Here is a 16,502-nt window from a genome sequence, read left to right as displayed (position 1 = left end):
ATGCCAATACCGGCGCTATCTTAGCAAAAATCAGCGCCATTCATCATCGATATCCACCGTCAGCTCGCGGCTGTCGCGCAGTTGACGGAACCAGCGGGCAGAGGCTTTTGGCCGCCGCGCGCGATCGTTCTGGAGATCGATTTCAATCAGCCCGTAGCGGTTTTTAAAGGCGTTCATCGGCGAAACGTTGTCGGTAAAGGCCCACAGCATATAGCCGTGGCAGTTGGCGCCGTCTTCTTTCGCCCGCAGCGTTTGCCACAGATGCTCGCTGATAAAACGGATCCGATAGTCGTCGGCAATCACGCCATCGGCATTGCGGAACTGGGCCTCATTTTCCACCCCCATACCGCTCTCGGCGACAAACCACGGAATATTGCGATAGTCATTTTTGATGCGCATCGCCATGTCGTAGACAATCTGCGGGTAGATTTCCCAACCGCGCGAGTTGTTCATCTTTCTGCCCGGCAGCTCAAACGGTTCGTAGTACCAGGCCGGGTGGAACGGCGTCCCGGGATGCCAGGCGCGCGACGGCGCTTTTACCCGATGCGGGTAGTAGAGATTAATGCCCAGTTCATCGACCGTGTTGTCGCGGATGATCGCCAGTTCGTCGGCACTGTAGTCCCAGGCAACCGCATGCTTCTCCAGCAGCGTGAACAGCTCTGCCGGGTAAGCACCGTGTACCAGCGGGTCCAGGAATACGCGGTTGTAGAACAGATCGTACACCTCTGCCGCCCGCAGGTCGTGAGCGGCGGCGGAACGCGGATAGGTCACCTCCGGGTTGAGGATGCAGCCGACGGTCCCTTGATAGCCTTTCTCGCGGAATAGCTGCACCACCTTCGCCGTCGCCAGTACCTTGTGGTGATTCCACTGCATCCATTTGCCGGTGCTTTGCTCATACGGCCAGCGTAGCGCATCCAGATAGACGCGGGTCTGCACCACAATCGGCTCGTTAAAGGTAAACCAGCGCGTCACCTTGCGATGGTAGCGGGCAAACACCTGCTCCACGTAGCGCACATACAGCTCAACCACTTTTTTCGAGCCCCAACCGCCGTACTCTTCCAGCAGGTAGCCTGGCAGCTCGTAGTGCTCAAGGCAGATCATCGGCTCAATACCATTGGCCAGCAGCTCATCAAACAGCTGGTCATAATAAGCGGCATACTCTTCATCCACCGTAACCGCCTCATAATCGGTTAAAAAACGCGACCAGTTGATGGAGGTACGGTAATGAGTCAACCCCGCTAGCTTCATCAGCTGCACGTCTTCGCGAAAGCGGTTGATAAAATCGGTGGCAACTGCCGGGCCGTAGCCGTTATGCCAGACGTGACGGTCGTTCTTGTACCAGAGATCGGGCCAGGAATCCTGGCCTGGCTTTTTACCGCTCCAGCCTTCCGTTTGCCAGGCCGAAGCCGCGGCCCCGAGAATAAAATCATCGGGAATCGTTATCCGTTTTGTACTCATAGCGTCCTCAGAAGTTATCGGTAGCCGGGGATTTGGCCGCCAGGCGTTCGGAAATCTCGGCACGGCGGGAGGCAATTTTGACAAACGGCAGGTAAATCAGCACCGCCACGACGATACAAATCAGCTGCGTCACTACTGCGCCCATCGAGCCTGCGGTCGACAGCCAGGCGTTGATCAGCGGCGGCGTGGTCCACGGCACCATCACCACGGCTTTACCGGCAAACCCGGTGACGGTGGCGAAATAGCCGATGCTGCCGGTCACCAGCGGGGTAATAATGAAGGGAATCGCCAGGATCGGGTTGAGCATGATCGGCATACCGAAGATTACCGGCTCGTTGATGTTGAAGATCCCCGGGCCAATCGACAGCTTGGCGATCTCTTTCATCTCTTTACGCTTGGTGGCAATCATCACCGCGATCAGCAGCCCGATGGTCAGTCCGGAGCCGCCGATGCTCATATACACGTCCCAGAACGGCATCGTAATAATATTTGGCACCTCTTTACCCTGCTCGAAGGCGCTCATGTTGACGGTAATCGCCCCCAGCAGCAGCGGTTCGCGGATGGGTTTGATCATCTGGTTACCGTGAATGCCGATCACCCAGAAGATCTGCGCCACGAACATCAGCAGCAGGATCCCCGGCAGGCTCTGCATCACCCGCTCCAGCGGCTGCTGCACCACCTGATAAACCGCGTCGTAGAGGTACATACCGGTCAGTTGATGGAAGATGAAGCCGAAGGTGGCGATCGCGGTGACGGTAATGATCGCCGGGATCAGCGCTGAAAACGACGCGGCGACGTTCGGCGGCACGGTGTCCGGCATTTTGATCTTCAGCCCGTTGCGCGTTTCCAGCCAGCAGTAGATCTCGACCGACAGAATGGCGATAAACATGCCGAGGAACAGGCTGCGGGTGTCAGAGAACTGACGCAGCAGCACATCTTTGACTTCATGCATCTGCCCGTCGACCATCATCTGTACGGTGGTCGGCGTGACACAGATAAAGCAGATCACCGCCAGCAGGCCGGGGAACAGGGTCTTAATGCCGTTGATTCTTCCTAGCTCGATGCCGATCAGGAACACGGCGCCAATGTTGAGGAAGTTCAGCGTGGCGTAGTTGATGGCGCTGGTAATCGGTTTGAGAGACGCCAGAAACGACAGCGACTGGAAGCTGGCGAGACCGTTTTTCGGATCCAACACCATGTTGGAAATCAGTACGGAGAATGCGCCAACGATGATCACCGGCATCAGCGTAATAAAGGCGTGTTTGATCGCCATGATATAGCGATAGCTATTGAATTTCGTGGCGAAACTCCCCAGCGAATCAATCAGTTTGTCCTGCAATGCCATAGAAAGTACCTCAAGTTTAAGGGCTTTATCGCGCATCCGGTGTACAGCCAAACACCTTTTGGCATACCAAAAATAGTCATCCTTAACGAAAAGTTCTGTGATTAAGCTCCCAACCTCTATTTTGGTATTCCAAACAGAAAGAAATACAATTATTGGTATACCGCATGCTGAAGGAGCGGTTCTTAGCGCGATTAACTGCAAAAGCGTGATCGCGATAGGTTTTTTATCCGCTGTAGAGTTCGTATGAGTGGTGAATGTCTGTGATAAACTGCGGGTCATCACGGAGTTTCAGGGATTAACAATGGCAACAATGCTGGATGTCTCAATACGCGCTGGCGTGTCGAAAGCAACGGTCTCCCGTGTGCTGAATGGTACCGGTCAGGTCAAAGAGAGCACCCGTAAACAGGTGTTTAAAGCGATGGAGGAGTTAGGCTATCGGCCCAACTTTCTGGCGCGCTCGTTGGCCAATCGCACCAGCAACAGCATTGGCCTCGTTGTCTCAACCTTCGACGGCTTCTACTTTGGTCGGTTGTTACAGCAGGCCTCCCGTCAGACGGAAGCCTGGGGTAAACAGCTGATTGTGACCGATGGCCACGATACGCCCGAGCGTGAAGAGCAGGCGGTGCAGATGCTGGCCGACCGCCAGTGCGACGCCATCGTGCTCTACACCCGCCATATGAGCGAAAAAGCGATCATGTCGCTGGTGAACACGACTCCGATGCCGCTGGTCGTCATTAACCGCGACGTCAGCCAGGCGCGCGATCGCTGCGTGTTCTTCGAACAGCAGGATGCCGCATTCCAGGCGGTAGAGTATCTGATTTCTCAAGGGCATCGGGACATCGCCTGCATTACCGTTCCTATTCATACGCCAACCGGTAAAGCGCGTTTGCAGGGCTACCGTCGGGCGCTGGAACAGAACGGCATAAAATGGGATCCAGCAAAAGTGAAGCATGGCGATTCGACCATGAACTGCGGCTATGACATGTGCAACGCGCTGCTGGAAGAGAAAGTGAAGTTCAGCGCGCTGTTTGCCTGTAACGATGACATGGCGCTGGGCGCGTCGAAGGCGCTGCATCAGGCGGGGCTACATATTCCTCAGGATATTTCGCTGTTTGGCTTTGATGATGCCCCGAGCGCCAAGTGGCTGGAGCCGGGGCTGTCGACGGTGTACCTGCCGATCGATAACATGATCGTCACCGCCATTGACCAGGCCATTAAGCTGGCCGCGGGCGAAGAGATTGAAACCATACCACCGTTCACCGGCACGCTGGTATTGCGCGATTCGGTCACGACGGGACCGTATTACAAATAACGTGCCGGATGGCGGCGCAAGCGCCTTATCCGGCCTACATCCCCGTAGGCCCGATAAGCGCAGCGCCATCGGGCATTCCCTCAGATAAGTTCCAGCGCCAGCAGCTCTTCAATCGTCTGACGACGACGAATCAACCGCGCCACACCGTTATCAAACAGCACTTCCGGCAGCAGCGGTCGGCTGTTGTAGTTTGACGACATCGACGCACCGTAAGCACCGGTATCGTGCAGCACCAGATAATCGCCCGGAACCACCGCAGGCAGCAGGCGAGTTTCCACTTTGCCCCCTTCCTGCTGGGTGAAGACATCGCCTGATTCACACAGCGGACCCGCCACCACGGTTTCAATCTGCGGGGCGTTTTCCAGCGCACGACCGTCGCCCGCCATCGCGGAAATATGGTGATAGCTGCCGTACATCGCCGGACGCATCAGATCGTTGAAGCCCGCGTCAATCAGCACAAAGTGACGGCTGCCCATCGCTTTTACGCTGCGTACCTGCGCCACCAGCACGCCGGATTCCGCCACCAGGAAACGCCCCGGTTCGATCTCAAGCTTCACCGGGTGGCCCAGATGTTGCGCGATTTGCTGACGCGCGGCATCCCACAGGCCAAAGTAGTGATCGGTGTTGATCGCCTCCTCGCCCTCGCGATACGGGATTGACAGCCCGCCGCCCGCGGAGATCGCCTCCAGATCCTGACCAAACTCCACCACCTGACGCACCATCGCACCGCACACCTGCTCCAGATGGCCATAATCGACGCCGGATCCGATATGCATGTGAATGCCCACCAGCTTCAGCTGATAACGCTGGATCACCGTCAGCGCCGCCGGCAGATCGCTGTACCAGATGCCATGCTTGCTGTTTTCGCCGCCGGTGTTGGTTTTCTGACTGTGGCCGTGGCCAAACCCTGGGTTAACGCGCAGCCACACGCGATGCCCCGGAGAGATGCTGCCGAGCTGCTCCAGCATATCGACTGAACCGGCGTTCACCGGAATGTGTAACTCACGCACGCGGGCCAGCGTCGCCTCATCAATCATATCGGCGGTAAAAACGATATCGTCACGCCCTTCGCCCGGCTCATAGCCTGCAGCCAGCGCGCGTTCAATCTCGCCGAGGGAGACGGAATCCACCTTCACGCCCTGCTCGCGCATCAGACGCAGAATGTGAATATTCGAGCACGCCTTCTGGGCAAAACGCACCACGTCAAACTGATTCAGTTTGGCAATCTGCGCGCGAATAATCTGCGCATCGTACACCCACACCGGACAGCCAAATTCGGCAGGCAGGCGCAGCAGGTTGTCGGCGGTCAGGTCAGTGTCGGTATTGTTGAGCGGGCGTGGCATAGCGAACTCCGGTAATCATCTTTTTTATGATTACGCCACAGGCGAAAGAGAATAAAAAATATCGTTTTATCGCGAGTCTATGCAAAAATGATATGGAGTACAGACCTGTGAGGATCGCCGATGCCAGCCGTAAACCTGCGCCATATTGAAATCTTTCATGCCATTATGACGGCGGGAAACCTGACGGAAGCCGCGCGAATGCTGCACACCTCACAGCCAACCGTCAGCCGCGAGCTGGCGCGCTTCGAGCAGGTTCTCGGCTTAAAGCTGTTTGAACGCAGCCGAGGACGTTTGCACCCGACGGTGCAAGGGCTGCGGCTGTTTGAAGAAGTGCAGCGATCCTGGTATGGGCTGGACCGTATCGTCAGCGCCGCCGAAAGCCTGCGCGAATTCCGTCAGGGAGAGCTGTCGATTGTCTGCCTGCCGGTGTTCTCGCAATCTTTTTTACCGCCGCTGCTCCAGCCGTTCCTCGCGCGCTACCCGCAGGTCAATATTCAAATCGTGCCGCAGGAGTCGCCGCTGCTGGAAGAGTGGCTGTCGGCGCAGCGCCACGATCTGGGCCTGACGGAGACGCTGCACACGCCCGCAGGCACCGAGCGCACGCCGCTGCTCACGCTCAACGAAGTGTGCGTTCTGCCGCAGGCACACCCGCTGGCCGCGAAAGCAGTGCTGACGCCCGCCGATTTTCAGGGCGAGAACTACATCAGCCTGTCGCGCACCGACAGCTATCGCCAACTGCTGGATGCGCTGTTTAATGAACATCAGGTGAAGCGGCGCATGGTGGTCGAAACGCACAGCGCCGCCTCTATCTGCGCGATGGTCAAAGCCGGCGTCGGCCTTTCGGTGGTGAACCCGCTGACGGCGCTGGACTACGTCAACAGCGGCGTTGCCATTCGCCGCTTTAGCGTCGACGTGCCGTTCACCGTCAGTCTGATTCGCCCGCTACACCGCCCGGCCTCGGCGCTGCTGGAGACGTTTACGGCCCATCTTCAGGCGCATCTGTCACGCATTACCGACCCGCTGGAGGCGGTGCTTAGCGAGATCAAGAGAGCATAAACGCCACCGCGTCTTCGGCATGGATCGCCGCCGTATCAAACACCGGTAGCGGGCTCAGTTCAGCGGGCACCAGCAGGCCAATTTCGGTGCAGCCAAAGATCACCCCTTGCGCGCCCTGCTTCGCCAGCGCCGCTATCACGCTCAGGTAATAGTCGCGGGAGGCGTCGCTGAATTCGCCGAGGCACAGTTCATCAAAGATGATCTGGTTAATCTTCTGCCGATTGTCCGCTTCGGGAATCAGCGTACTGATGCCAAATTCCGCCTGCAAACGTCCGCGGTAGAAATCCTGTTCCATGGTGTAACGCGTGCCGAGTAGCGCAACGTTGTTCATCCGTTGTTTTTGAATCGCACGGCCCGTGGCGTCGGCAATGTGCAGGAACGGCACCTCACAGGCGGTTTCAATCGCCTCAGCCACTTTGTGCATGGTGTTGGTGCACAGAACGATACCTTCCGCCCCCGCCTGCTGAAGGCCCCGCGCGGCCTGAGCGAGGATCTCGCCCGCACGCTGCCAGTCGCCCTGTGACTGGCACAGTTCAATCTCGTGGAAATCCACGCTGTGCAGTAAGATCTGCGCCGAATGCAAACCGCCAAGACGCTGCTTTACCCCTTCATTAATCAGGCGATAGTAGGGAATGGTCGACTCCCAGCTCATCCCGCCTAACAGACCAATCGTTTTCATCGTGGTTCCTTGTGCGTTGTCGTCCTGCCAGTGAAGCAAAGTTGTGATCAACTTTCCACATCTGCGGCTCGCGTTTTCTTTTTGATCGTTTCTGATATAAATTTAATGAAACACCGTTTCAACATAAAACAGGACAGCCGGATGTTTATTTTCCATAAAGAAACCACGCTTGAAGATCTGGGCAATGGCGTTACCCGCCGCATTCTCGCACACGATGGCAAGATGATGGCGGTTGAAGTCAACTTCGAACAGGGCGCGATTGGCCCAATGCACAACCACCCGCACGAGCAGCTGACCTACGTGCTGTCCGGTGAGTTTGAATTCACCATTGGCGACGAAAAGCACGTAGTTTCCGCGGGCGATACGCTGTACAAACAGCCGAACATCATGCACGGCTGCGTGTGCCTGAAAGCCGGTACTCTGCTCGATACCTTCACCCCAGTGCGCCAGGATTTCCTGAAAGCATAAGCTTCGACGCTTCCGCCGCTTTTCATCGCGAAGGGCGGCGTTTCTCCGTTTATCCCGTTTGCCCTACCGTCTCAGATTCCCCGCAAATTTTCACGCATTCCGCTGAGATCTAACGTCGATTTCCATCACAGTCGCCGAAAAATAAGGCGCGTTATGCTAGCGCGTATCTGCCGTCACTGGTCAGGAAATGAAAAGGGAATTTTATGAAAGTACTCTCACTTAACGATCTTCACCCAGCGGATGTGCTGCTCTTCTCACCGGAAAAGAAAAGTTTTATTTCCTGGGCAATTACCTTTTTGACCGATGCCCCGGTCAGTCACGCCGCGATGTATTTTGAGACCTGCCCGCCCACCATCGTGGAAGAAACGCCGCCACAGGTAACCACCAACCCTGCTGAAAAGCGTTTTAAGGGCCGCACCATTCATGTTTATCGCCACACAACAGCATCGCCGCTCACGCCTGTCACTCAGGCGGCGCGCCAGCACCTGAATAACCAGGAACCCTATGACCATGCCGGGCTGTATATGGTTGGTTTGTTGTTGATGTATAAAAAATTCTCGATAACCAGCCCAAAACAGCAGGTGATTATTCGCATACTGAAAAAGCTGACCGCGACGATAACTCAGTTTATTCAGCAACAGCAGACGCCCGGTAAGCATCCGATGGTCTGTTCACAGTTCGTCGCCCAATGCTTTGACGATGCCGGAAGCGCCTTCCGCCTGCAGTTCCGTCATGCCACACAGTTGGATTCGGCCATTGGCGAAACGCTGCTCGATAAAGCCGCCGACTGGATGAAGCAGCGCCAGGTGACCTTTAATCAATATGATATGAACGCCGCGCCGGAAACCGCCAGCGATGAAGCGCTGTGCGAAGCTCTGCACCACGCCTTTATGGACAATAACACGCAACCGACACCCGCCATGACCGATGCGCTGGCGGAAGCCATTTTCTATTTTGCCCAGGCGCACGCGTCGCTGTTAGGCCTTGATACCACCGTCAGGCGCTTCGATGCGCTGGCTGCGCTGCGGAGCAACCAAAATATGTTTGTCTCGCCGGGCGATTTGATGCGCCATTGCACAAATTTAACGCCAATCGGTATTGTGATGATTCCGACAAATAACTGACGGGTCATACAACGTATACATTCTGGATGTTTCCAGAATAAGCCTTTTATTGTGATCAAAGCCTCATCTTTTTCGCTGAGGCTTTATATTTTTCACCCTCAACAAAGATTAGCGCCTTAATCATTTTAACAATCAATTATATCACGCTTAATAGATATTTCGGCTGTCAACTTCCATACCAGAAGCCCCGAATGGTGCTGGCTGAGGGACAAAAACGCCATCGCCGTCACTATAATGAAACATCGTTTCGACTCCGATCACATTTTCACGATTAATCGAATGACGTAGAAACAAATCGCAATAAAATAAATTTAAAACGGTGTTTTATAAAATGATTGTCGCAAAGCATGAGATTTTGAAACGCAACAACACCGAACAATGGACGATGTTAATTTTTATTGTATTACATTCACTTACAGGGAAAGGCTGCATGACCGACACCAAGTTAACGCTTTAAACGCTCTGGCGCCAGCAGGCGCGAGGGATGTAACCAACACCCAATCCGTTTGACACACTTGTTCGCCAGGTAGGTATGTATGAATGAAAACAGAATGCTGGGTTTGGCGTGGATTTCACCCTATATAATCGGGTTGATAATCTTCACGGCCTTCCCGTTCGTTTCATCTTTCTTCCTCAGTTTTACTGAGTATGACTTGATGAGTCCGCCGGTGTTTAACGGCATCGAAAACTATCGCTACATGTTTACTGAAGATGCGCTCTTCTGGAAATCCATGGGCGTAACTTTTGCCTACGTATTTTTGACAATCCCATTAAAACTGGCATTTGCTTTAGGGATTGCGTTTGTTCTTAACTTTAAATTACGCGGAATTGGCTTCTTCCGTACCGCTTACTATATCCCGTCTATCCTCGGTAGCTCCGTGGCTATCGCGGTACTGTGGCGCGCGCTGTTCGCCATCGACGGCCTGCTGAATAGCTTTATCGGCGTATTCGGTTTCGATCCGGTCAACTGGCTGGGCGAACCGTCTCTGGCGCTGATGTCCGTAACTCTGCTGCGCGTATGGCAGTTCGGCTCCGCGATGGTTATCTTCCTGGCGGCCCTGCAAAACGTTCCGCAGTCTCAGTACGAAGCGGCGATGATCGATGGCGCCTCTAAATGGCAGATGTTTATGAAAGTGACCGTGCCGCTGATTACGCCGGTTATCTTCTTCAACTTCATCATGCAGACCACTCAGGCATTCCAGGAGTTTACCGGACCGTACGTCATCACCGGCGGTGGCCCAACCTACTCAACGTACCTGTTCTCGCTGTACATCTACGACACAGCGTTCAAGTACTTCGACATGGGTTACGGCGCGGCGCTGGCATGGGTTCTGTTCCTGGTTGTAGCAGTCTTCGCTGCCATTGCCTTTAAGTCTTCAAAATACTGGGTGTTCTACTCCGCCGATAAGGGAGGCAAAAATGGCTGATATTCAACAAATCTCCGACGCAAGAAGCATCGCTGAACGTGAGGTTGCCCGCACCCTTCGCCGTGAGAAGATCAACGCATGGGTTCGCTACACCATCCTGCTGATTGTCGGTCTGTTAATGCTCTACCCACTGGCGTGGATGTTCTCGGCATCGTTCAAACCGAACCACGAGATCTTCACCACGCTGAGCCTGTGGCCGGCACACGCCACCTGGGACGGCTTTATTAACGGCTGGAAAACCGGTACCGAGTACACCTTCGGTCATTACATGCTGAACACCTTCAAGTATGTGATCCCGAAAGTGATTCTGACCATTATCTCCTCCACTATCGTGGCGTACGGCTTTGCCCGCTTCGAGATTCCATGGAAGAAATTCTGGTTCGCGACGCTCATCACCACCATGCTGCTGCCGAGCACCGTACTGCTGATTCCTCAGTACCTGATGTTCCGTGAAATGGGCATGCTGAACAGCTATATGCCGCTGTACCTGCCGCTGGCCTTCGCCACGCAAGGGTTCTTCGTCTTCATGCTGATTCAGTTCCTGCGCGGCGTACCGCGTGACATGGAAGAAGCGGCGCAGATTGACGGCTGTAACTCCATCCAGGTGCTGTGGTATGTGGTGGTACCGATTCTGAAGCCGGCGATTATCTCCGTCGCCCTGTTCCAGTTCATGTGGTCCATGAACGACTTTATCGGCCCGCTGATCTACGTCTATAGCGTTGATAAGTACCCGATTGCACTGGCACTGAAAATGTCCATCGACGTCACCGAAGGGGCGCCGTGGAACGAAATTCTGGCAATGGCGAGCATCTCCATTCTGCCATCCATCATTGTGTTCTTCCTGGCACAGCGCTACTTCGTACAGGGCGTTACCAGCAGCGGAATTAAAGGTTAAGAGGGATATATCATGGCTGAAGTTATTTTCAACAAACTGGAAAAAGTGTACTCCAACGGCTTCAAAGCGGTACATGGTATCGACCTGAAAATCGCAGAAGGTGAGTTTATGGTTATCGTCGGTCCGTCCGGCTGCGCCAAATCCACCACCCTGCGTATGCTGGCTGGCCTGGAAACCATCAGCGGCGGCGAAGTCCGCATCGGTGAGAAGATCGTCAACAACCTCGCGCCGAAAGAGCGCGGGATTGCGATGGTGTTCCAGAACTACGCGCTGTATCCGCACATGACCGTGCGTGAGAACCTGGCGTTTGGCCTGAAGCTGAGCAAAATGCCGAAAGATCAGATCGACGCCCAGGTAAACGAAGCGGCGAAAATCCTCGAGCTGGAAGAGCTGCTGGACCGTCTGCCGCGTCAGCTCTCCGGTGGTCAGGCACAGCGTGTGGCCGTAGGCCGCGCGATTGTGAAAAAGCCGGACGTGTTCCTGTTCGATGAACCGCTGTCTAACCTGGACGCCAAGCTGCGTGCCTCCATGCGTATCCGTATTTCCGACCTGCACAAGCAGCTGAAGAAATCCGGTAAGCCGGCCACCACCGTTTACGTTACCCACGATCAGACCGAAGCGATGACCATGGGCGACCGTATCTGCGTGATGAAGCTTGGCCACATCATGCAGGTAGACACCCCGGACAACCTATACCACAAACCGAAAAACATGTTCGTTGCGGGCTTTATCGGCGCTCCGGAAATGAACATCCGCGCCAGTAAACTGGTGAGCAAAGAGGGTCGACTGAACCTGAGCATTGGCGATGAGTTTATGCCGCTGAGCGAAGATCTGCACAACAAGCTGACGGCGCAAGAAAATCAGGAAGTGTTCTACGGTATTCGTCCGGAATTCGTCTCCCTGTCCGATGAGCCGTTCGCTGAAGGCGGCTGCAGCGGTGAGATGGTCCGCGTGGAAAACATGGGGCACGAGTTCTTCGTTTACCTGAAAGTCGCGAACTACGAGCTGACGGCACGCATCCCTTCAGATGAAGCTAAGCCAATGATTGAGAAGGGGCTTCATCGCAAGGTGTACTTTAAGTTTGACATGAATAAATGCCATATTTTTGACGCTAAAACTGAACAGAACCTCTCCCTCTAATCTGGAGTATTAAAATGAAAAAAGTGCTTTTAAGCGCAGCAATCTCCGCCACTCTGGGCCTTACCGCCCTGCCGTCTATGGCTAAGGATGTTGACCTTCGTATGTCCTGGTGGGGCGGCAATGGCCGTCACCAGGTCACACTGAAGGCGCTGGAAGAGTTCCACAAGCAGAACCCGGACATTAACGTAAAAGCGGAATACACCGGCTGGGACGGCCACTTATCCCGTCTGACCACCCAGATCGCTGGCGGTACCGAGCCGGACGTGATGCAGACTAACTGGAACTGGCTGCCGATCTTCTCCAAAAACGGCGACGGCTTCTACGACCTGAACAAAATGAAGGACGTGATCGACTTAAGCCAGTTTGATGCCAAAGAGCTGCAGTCCACCACCGTCAACGGCAAGCTGAACGGGATCCCAATCTCTGTCACCGCGCGCGTGTTCTACTTCAACGACGAAACCTGGAAACAGGCTGGCGTTGAATACCCGAAAACCTGGGACGACCTAATGGCGGCGGGTAAAACCTTTGAAAGCAAGCTGGGTAAACAGTACTACCCGGTGGTACTGGAGCACCAGGATACCCTGGCGCTGCTGAACTCTTACATGATTCAGAAGTACAACATCCCGGCGATTGATGAAAAGGCGAAGAAATTCTCCTACACCAAAGAGCAGTGGGTTGAGTTCTTCCAGATGTATAAAAAGCTGGTCGATAGCCACGTGATGCCGGACACCAAATACTATGCGTCATTTGGTAAGAGCAACATGTATGAGATGAAGCCGTGGATTCAGGGTGAGTGGGGCGGTACCTACATGTGGAACTCCACCATTAACAAATACTCTGACAACCTGAAGCCGCCAGCGAAGCTGGAGCTGGGTAGCTACCCAATGCTGCCGGGCGCCACCGACGCGGGTCTGTTCTTCAAACCGGCGCAGATGCTGTCTATCGGTAAGTCGACTAAGAACCCGGAAGCGGCAGCGAAAGTGATCAACTTCCTGCTGAACAGCAAAGAAGGCGTGGATACGCTGGGCCTGGAGCGTGGCGTGCCGCTGAGCAAGGTTGCGGTGAAATACCTGACCGAAGACGGCATCTTGAAAGAGAGCGATCCGTCCGTTGCTGGCCTGCGTCTGGCACAGTCTCTGCCGGCGAAACTGAGCGTGTCTCCGTACTTCGACGATCCGCAGATCGTGGCCCAGTTCGGTACCACTCTGCAGTACATCGACTATGGTCAGAAATCGGTTGAAGACGCGGCAGCCGACTTCCAGCGCCAGGGTGAACGTATCCTGAAACGCGCAATGCGCTAATCGCGCCATCATGTGTTAATACCCTGCAACTTCGGTTGCGGGGTATTTTTTTATTCAAGGAGAAAGGACATGAAAGGCAAAATCATCCCGCTGAATTTCCGCCATCAGAAGGACAGCGAAACCGGTCACGAGGTGATCCGGATGACGCCACCACACATTATTTGCCACCGGAACTACTTCTACCAAAAATGCTTTACCCGCGATGGGAGCAAGCTGATTTTTGGCGGCGCGTTCGAGGGGCACTGGAACTATTACTTACTGGATATTGCCGCCCAACAGGCAACCCAGCTGACCGACGGTGCTGGCGATAACACCTTCGGCGGCTTTCTTTCCGATGACGACCAGTCATTATGGTACGTCAAAGATACCCGCCAACTGCGTCGCGTGGATCTCACGACGCTGGAAGAACATGTGGTGTACGAAGTGGATGACCAATGGGTGGCCTACGGCACCTGGGTCGCCAACTCCGACTGCACGCAGCTTGTCGGCATTGAGATTAAGAAAAGCGACTGGCAGCCGCTCACCGACTGGTCAAAGTTCCGCGCCTTCTACTTCACTAACCCGGAATGCCGCCTGATTAATATCGACCTGAAAACCGGGGAACAGCGGACCATTTTGCAGGAGAAACGCTGGCTCGGTCATCCGATTTACCGCCCGTTCGACGACAATACCGTCGCGTTCTGCCATGAAGGGCCGCGTGATGCGATTGACGCTCGCATGTGGTTGATTAACAACGACGGCAGCAACGTTCGCTGCGTGCGCCAGCAGCAGCCAGGCGAGAGCTTTACGCATGAATTTTGGGTGCCGGACGGCTCGGCGCTCTATTACGTCGCCCATCAGGAAAACAGCCCGCACCGCTATCTGTACAGCGCGGATCCTGCAACGCTGGAAAACCGCCAGCTGATGGAGATTCCGCCCTGCTCTCACCTGATGAGTAACCACGACGGTTCACTGGTCGTCGGCGACGGCGCGCCGCATAAAACCGGGGATATCAACCTCAACGATCCGTTTATCTGGGTGTTTGATCTGAAAACTGGCGACAAAAAAGCGATCTGCCAGCACAACAGCAGCTGGAAGGTGCTGGACGGCGACCGCCAGGTGACGCATCCGCATCCGTCGTTCTCGCCGGACGGGAAGTGGGTGCTGTACACCTCGGACACAGAGGGGATGCCAGCGCTGTATTTAGCGAAGGTGTAAAAAAGCCGGGTGGCGGCTACGCCTTACCCGGCCTACGTTTGACGTACCTTGTAGGCCCGGTAAGGCGTAGCCGCCACCGGGCACTCATCACACGCCGATATCCCGCAATTTCTCGCCTTTCATCAGCTTGCGTTCAATATGCTCCAGCGTCACCCCTTTGGTCTCTGGAATCAGCCAGAAGGTCACACCGATAAAGGCCACGTTCAGCGCGGTATACAGCCAGAACGTGCCCGCCGCCCCGATGGCATCCAACAGCGTCAGGAAGGTCGCGCCGATAATCATATTCGACACCCAGTTGGTGGTGGTGGAACAGGTGATACCAAAATCGCGGCACTTCAGCGGCTGGATTTCCGAGCACAGGATCCACACCACCGGTGCGGCGCTCATGGCATAACCGGCGATGCACATCATTGTCATCCCCACCGACAGCCAGGAAAGCCCGTTTGATGCCGTGCCGTTATCAAACTGCATCAGACAGTAGCCCAGCACCAACGTCCCCACGGCCATCACGCTAAAGCCGATTTTCAGCGCCGGTTTGCGCCCAGCTTTATCCACGGTGAACACGGCGATAAAGGTGGCGAACATAAAGGTCAGGCCAACCACCAGCGTGGCGATCATCTGCTGTTCCGTGGTGGTGAATCCGGCCATTTTAAAGATGCGCGGCGCGTAGTACATGATGATATTCATGCCGGTGAACTGCTGCATCGCCTGTAACAGCATGCCGAGGAAAACCGCGCGGCGCACGTTGCGGTTGACCTTAAACAGCGCCCAGCCGCCCTGCTTCAGCTTCAGGCTTTCGCGAATTTCATTCAGTTCATCACGCGCCTTCTCCGAGGTATCGCGCAGCATGCGCAGCACCTCTTCGGCTTCAATATGACGGCCCTTTTCCGCCAGCCAGCGCGGGCTATTCGGCAGGAACACCACCAGCACAATCAGCACCACCGCTGGCAGCGCCAGCACGATAAGCATCGCGCGCCAGTTACCGCTGTAACTGAAGGCCGTATCGGACAAAAACGCCAGCACTATCCCCAACGTCACCATCAGCTGATACATGCTGATCATCTTGCCACGCACGTTTTCGCTGGCCATCTCGGAGAGATAAAGCGGTGCGGTATAAGAGGCAATACCGACGGCCACGCCGAGAATAACCCTGGCGATCAACAGCATTTCGACGTTCGTCGCCAGACCCGAGCCGAGCGACCCGGCAACAAACAGTACGGCCCCGACCATCAGGCTATATTTACGCCCCAGGCGGAATGACAGCCAGCCGTTGAACAGCGCGCCGATCGCCGCTCCCAGCATCATACTGCTCACCACCCACTCCTGGAGGCGGCTGGATAACACAAAGTGATCGGTGATAAACGGCAGCGCGCCGGCAATCACCCCGATATCGAGACCAAAAAGCAGCCCCGCGACCGCTGCGGCAACCGAGACAAACTGGTTCATACGTCGAGTGTCGCGCTGGGTGCGCGGCATGAGCGAAGGATCGTTACTGATTGAAGCCATATTTTCCTGCCAGACAGAGTAAGACATACAACGAAAGTAAGAGATTGATGAACAGGAGTGTCAGGCGGGAAAGGTCATTAACATGGACAATATTGCTGCGACACATCGTTTTGTGATGGACATTTGACTTTCAGATGGAAGCCAGCCGTGTTGCATAATGCCTGTAAGAGGCAATACACAATGGTGATAATTTCATTATCATCATTTAAGTATGGATTATTTGCACCTTCCTATATGGATAAATCTCATAC

The 16,502-nt window shown here is 54.9% G+C and carries 14 protein-coding genes; 9 read left to right on the top strand and 5 right to left on the bottom strand.

The annotated features are described in order from the left end of the window. Positions 1 to 30: 30 nt before the first annotated feature. Both GY169_RS04650 and GY169_RS04645 read right to left on the bottom strand, forming a co-directional pair. Entirely contained in the window at positions 31 to 1,458 is a 1,428-nt protein-coding gene (locus GY169_RS04650; RefSeq protein WP_167575089.1) for a glycoside hydrolase family 1 protein, read from the bottom strand. 7 nt (positions 1,459 to 1,465) lie between these two features. Further along, positions 1,466 to 2,803: a PTS sugar transporter subunit IIC gene (locus GY169_RS04645; RefSeq protein ID WP_064542950.1), complete on the bottom strand. Its 1,338-nt coding sequence runs from the start codon at positions 2,801 to 2,803 to the stop codon at positions 1,466 to 1,468. A 301-nt stretch (positions 2,804 to 3,104) separates the two neighbouring features. On the opposite strand from GY169_RS04645, the gene GY169_RS04640 reads away from it, so the two are divergent. Further along, positions 3,105 to 4,115: a LacI family DNA-binding transcriptional regulator gene (locus GY169_RS04640; RefSeq protein ID WP_163449350.1), complete on the top strand. Its 1,011-nt coding sequence runs from the start codon at positions 3,105 to 3,107 to the stop codon at positions 4,113 to 4,115. 80 nt (positions 4,116 to 4,195) lie between these two features. On the opposite strand, the gene lysA is transcribed toward GY169_RS04640, so the two are convergent. Beyond that, positions 4,196 to 5,458: a diaminopimelate decarboxylase gene (gene lysA, locus GY169_RS04635; RefSeq protein WP_167575088.1), complete on the bottom strand. Its 1,263-nt coding sequence runs from the start codon at positions 5,456 to 5,458 to the stop codon at positions 4,196 to 4,198. Between the two features lie 120 nt (positions 5,459 to 5,578). Between lysA and GY169_RS04630 the strand changes: the two genes are divergently transcribed. Then, on the top strand, positions 5,579 to 6,514 hold the full coding sequence (locus GY169_RS04630; protein ID WP_064542938.1) for a LysR family transcriptional regulator: 936 nt from the start codon (positions 5,579 to 5,581) through the stop codon (positions 6,512 to 6,514). Here GY169_RS04630 and GY169_RS04625 read toward each other — a convergent pair. Beyond that, positions 6,501 to 7,193 carry an aspartate/glutamate racemase gene (locus GY169_RS04625; protein ID WP_163449352.1) on the bottom strand — a complete coding sequence of 231 codons (693 nt, stop codon included), beginning with the start codon at positions 7,191 to 7,193 and terminating at the stop codon, positions 6,501 to 6,503. The genes GY169_RS04630 and GY169_RS04625 overlap by 14 nt on opposite strands. A gap of 141 nt (positions 7,194 to 7,334) precedes the next feature. Here GY169_RS04625 and GY169_RS04620 point away from each other — a divergent pair, with 141 nt between their 5' ends. The 7 genes from GY169_RS04620 (at position 7,335) to GY169_RS04590 (ending at position 14,745) form a co-directional block, all read left to right on the top strand. Continuing rightward, on the top strand, positions 7,335 to 7,661 hold the full coding sequence (locus GY169_RS04620; RefSeq protein ID WP_163449353.1) for a cupin domain-containing protein: 327 nt from the start codon (positions 7,335 to 7,337) through the stop codon (positions 7,659 to 7,661). Positions 7,662 to 7,864: 203 nt separating this feature from the next. Further along, on the top strand, positions 7,865 to 8,785 hold the full coding sequence (locus tag GY169_RS04615) for a hypothetical protein (protein WP_167575087.1): 921 nt from the start codon (positions 7,865 to 7,867) through the stop codon (positions 8,783 to 8,785). Between the two features lie 536 nt (positions 8,786 to 9,321). After that, positions 9,322 to 10,212 carry a carbohydrate ABC transporter permease gene (locus tag GY169_RS04610; RefSeq protein ID WP_064542927.1) on the top strand — a complete coding sequence of 297 codons (891 nt, stop codon included), beginning with the start codon at positions 9,322 to 9,324 and terminating at the stop codon, positions 10,210 to 10,212. Beyond that, positions 10,205 to 11,107, top strand: coding sequence for a carbohydrate ABC transporter permease (locus tag GY169_RS04605; RefSeq protein WP_064542924.1), 903 nt, complete (start codon positions 10,205 to 10,207; stop codon positions 11,105 to 11,107). Before GY169_RS04610 ends, GY169_RS04605 begins: the two co-directional genes overlap by 8 nt. A 12-nt stretch (positions 11,108 to 11,119) precedes the next feature. Further along, on the top strand, positions 11,120 to 12,247 hold the full coding sequence (locus GY169_RS04600) for an ABC transporter ATP-binding protein (protein WP_167575086.1): 1,128 nt from the start codon (positions 11,120 to 11,122) through the stop codon (positions 12,245 to 12,247). Positions 12,248 to 12,261: 14 nt separating this feature from the next. Next, positions 12,262 to 13,548, top strand: a complete 1,287-nt coding sequence (locus GY169_RS04595; protein ID WP_064542917.1) for an ABC transporter substrate-binding protein — start codon at positions 12,262 to 12,264, stop codon at positions 13,546 to 13,548. Between the two features lie 69 nt (positions 13,549 to 13,617). Beyond that, on the top strand, positions 13,618 to 14,745 hold the full coding sequence (locus GY169_RS04590; protein WP_163449355.1) for an oligogalacturonate lyase family protein: 1,128 nt from the start codon (positions 13,618 to 13,620) through the stop codon (positions 14,743 to 14,745). Between the two features lie 87 nt (positions 14,746 to 14,832). Here GY169_RS04590 and GY169_RS04585 read toward each other — a convergent pair whose 3' ends face one another. Continuing rightward, positions 14,833 to 16,251 carry a sugar porter family MFS transporter gene (locus GY169_RS04585; protein ID WP_163449356.1) on the bottom strand — a complete coding sequence of 473 codons (1,419 nt, stop codon included), beginning with the start codon at positions 16,249 to 16,251 and terminating at the stop codon, positions 14,833 to 14,835. Positions 16,252 to 16,502 lie beyond the last annotated feature (251 nt).

Source organism: Kluyvera genomosp. 3 (genome assembly GCF_011765685.1).
GTDB classification, from domain to species: Bacteria; Pseudomonadota; Gammaproteobacteria; order Enterobacterales; family Enterobacteriaceae; genus Kluyvera; species Kluyvera georgiana_A.
This window is presented reverse-complemented; position numbering and strand designations above follow the sequence as displayed.

Excerpts from the sequence above, each read along its gene's own strand:
- GY169_RS04620 (WP_163449353.1), top strand. The coding sequence starts at position 7,335 with ATGTTTATTTTCCATAAAGAAACCACGCTTGAAGATCTGGGCAATGGC.
- GY169_RS04595 (WP_064542917.1), top strand. The coding sequence starts at position 12,262 with ATGAAAAAAGTGCTTTTAAGCGCAGCAATCTCCGCCACTCTGGGCCTT.
- GY169_RS04640 (WP_163449350.1), top strand. The coding sequence starts at position 3,105 with ATGGCAACAATGCTGGATGTCTCAATACGCGCTGGCGTGTCGAAAGCA.
- GY169_RS04615 (WP_167575087.1), top strand. The coding sequence starts at position 7,865 with ATGAAAGTACTCTCACTTAACGATCTTCACCCAGCGGATGTGCTGCTC.
- GY169_RS04650 (WP_167575089.1), bottom strand. The coding sequence starts at position 1,458 with ATGAGTACAAAACGGATAACGATTCCCGATGATTTTATTCTCGGGGCC.
- GY169_RS04605 (WP_064542924.1), top strand. The coding sequence starts at position 10,205 with ATGGCTGATATTCAACAAATCTCCGACGCAAGAAGCATCGCTGAACGT.
- GY169_RS04590 (WP_163449355.1), top strand. The coding sequence starts at position 13,618 with ATGAAAGGCAAAATCATCCCGCTGAATTTCCGCCATCAGAAGGACAGC.
- GY169_RS04585 (WP_163449356.1), bottom strand. The coding sequence starts at position 16,251 with ATGGCTTCAATCAGTAACGATCCTTCGCTCATGCCGCGCACCCAGCGC.
- GY169_RS04645 (WP_064542950.1), bottom strand. The coding sequence starts at position 2,803 with ATGGCATTGCAGGACAAACTGATTGATTCGCTGGGGAGTTTCGCCACG.
- GY169_RS04610 (WP_064542927.1), top strand. The coding sequence starts at position 9,322 with ATGAATGAAAACAGAATGCTGGGTTTGGCGTGGATTTCACCCTATATA.
- GY169_RS04630 (WP_064542938.1), top strand. The coding sequence starts at position 5,579 with ATGCCAGCCGTAAACCTGCGCCATATTGAAATCTTTCATGCCATTATG.
- lysA (WP_167575088.1), bottom strand. The coding sequence starts at position 5,458 with ATGCCACGCCCGCTCAACAATACCGACACTGACCTGACCGCCGACAAC.
- GY169_RS04600 (WP_167575086.1), top strand. The coding sequence starts at position 11,120 with ATGGCTGAAGTTATTTTCAACAAACTGGAAAAAGTGTACTCCAACGGC.
- GY169_RS04625 (WP_163449352.1), bottom strand. The coding sequence starts at position 7,193 with ATGAAAACGATTGGTCTGTTAGGCGGGATGAGCTGGGAGTCGACCATT.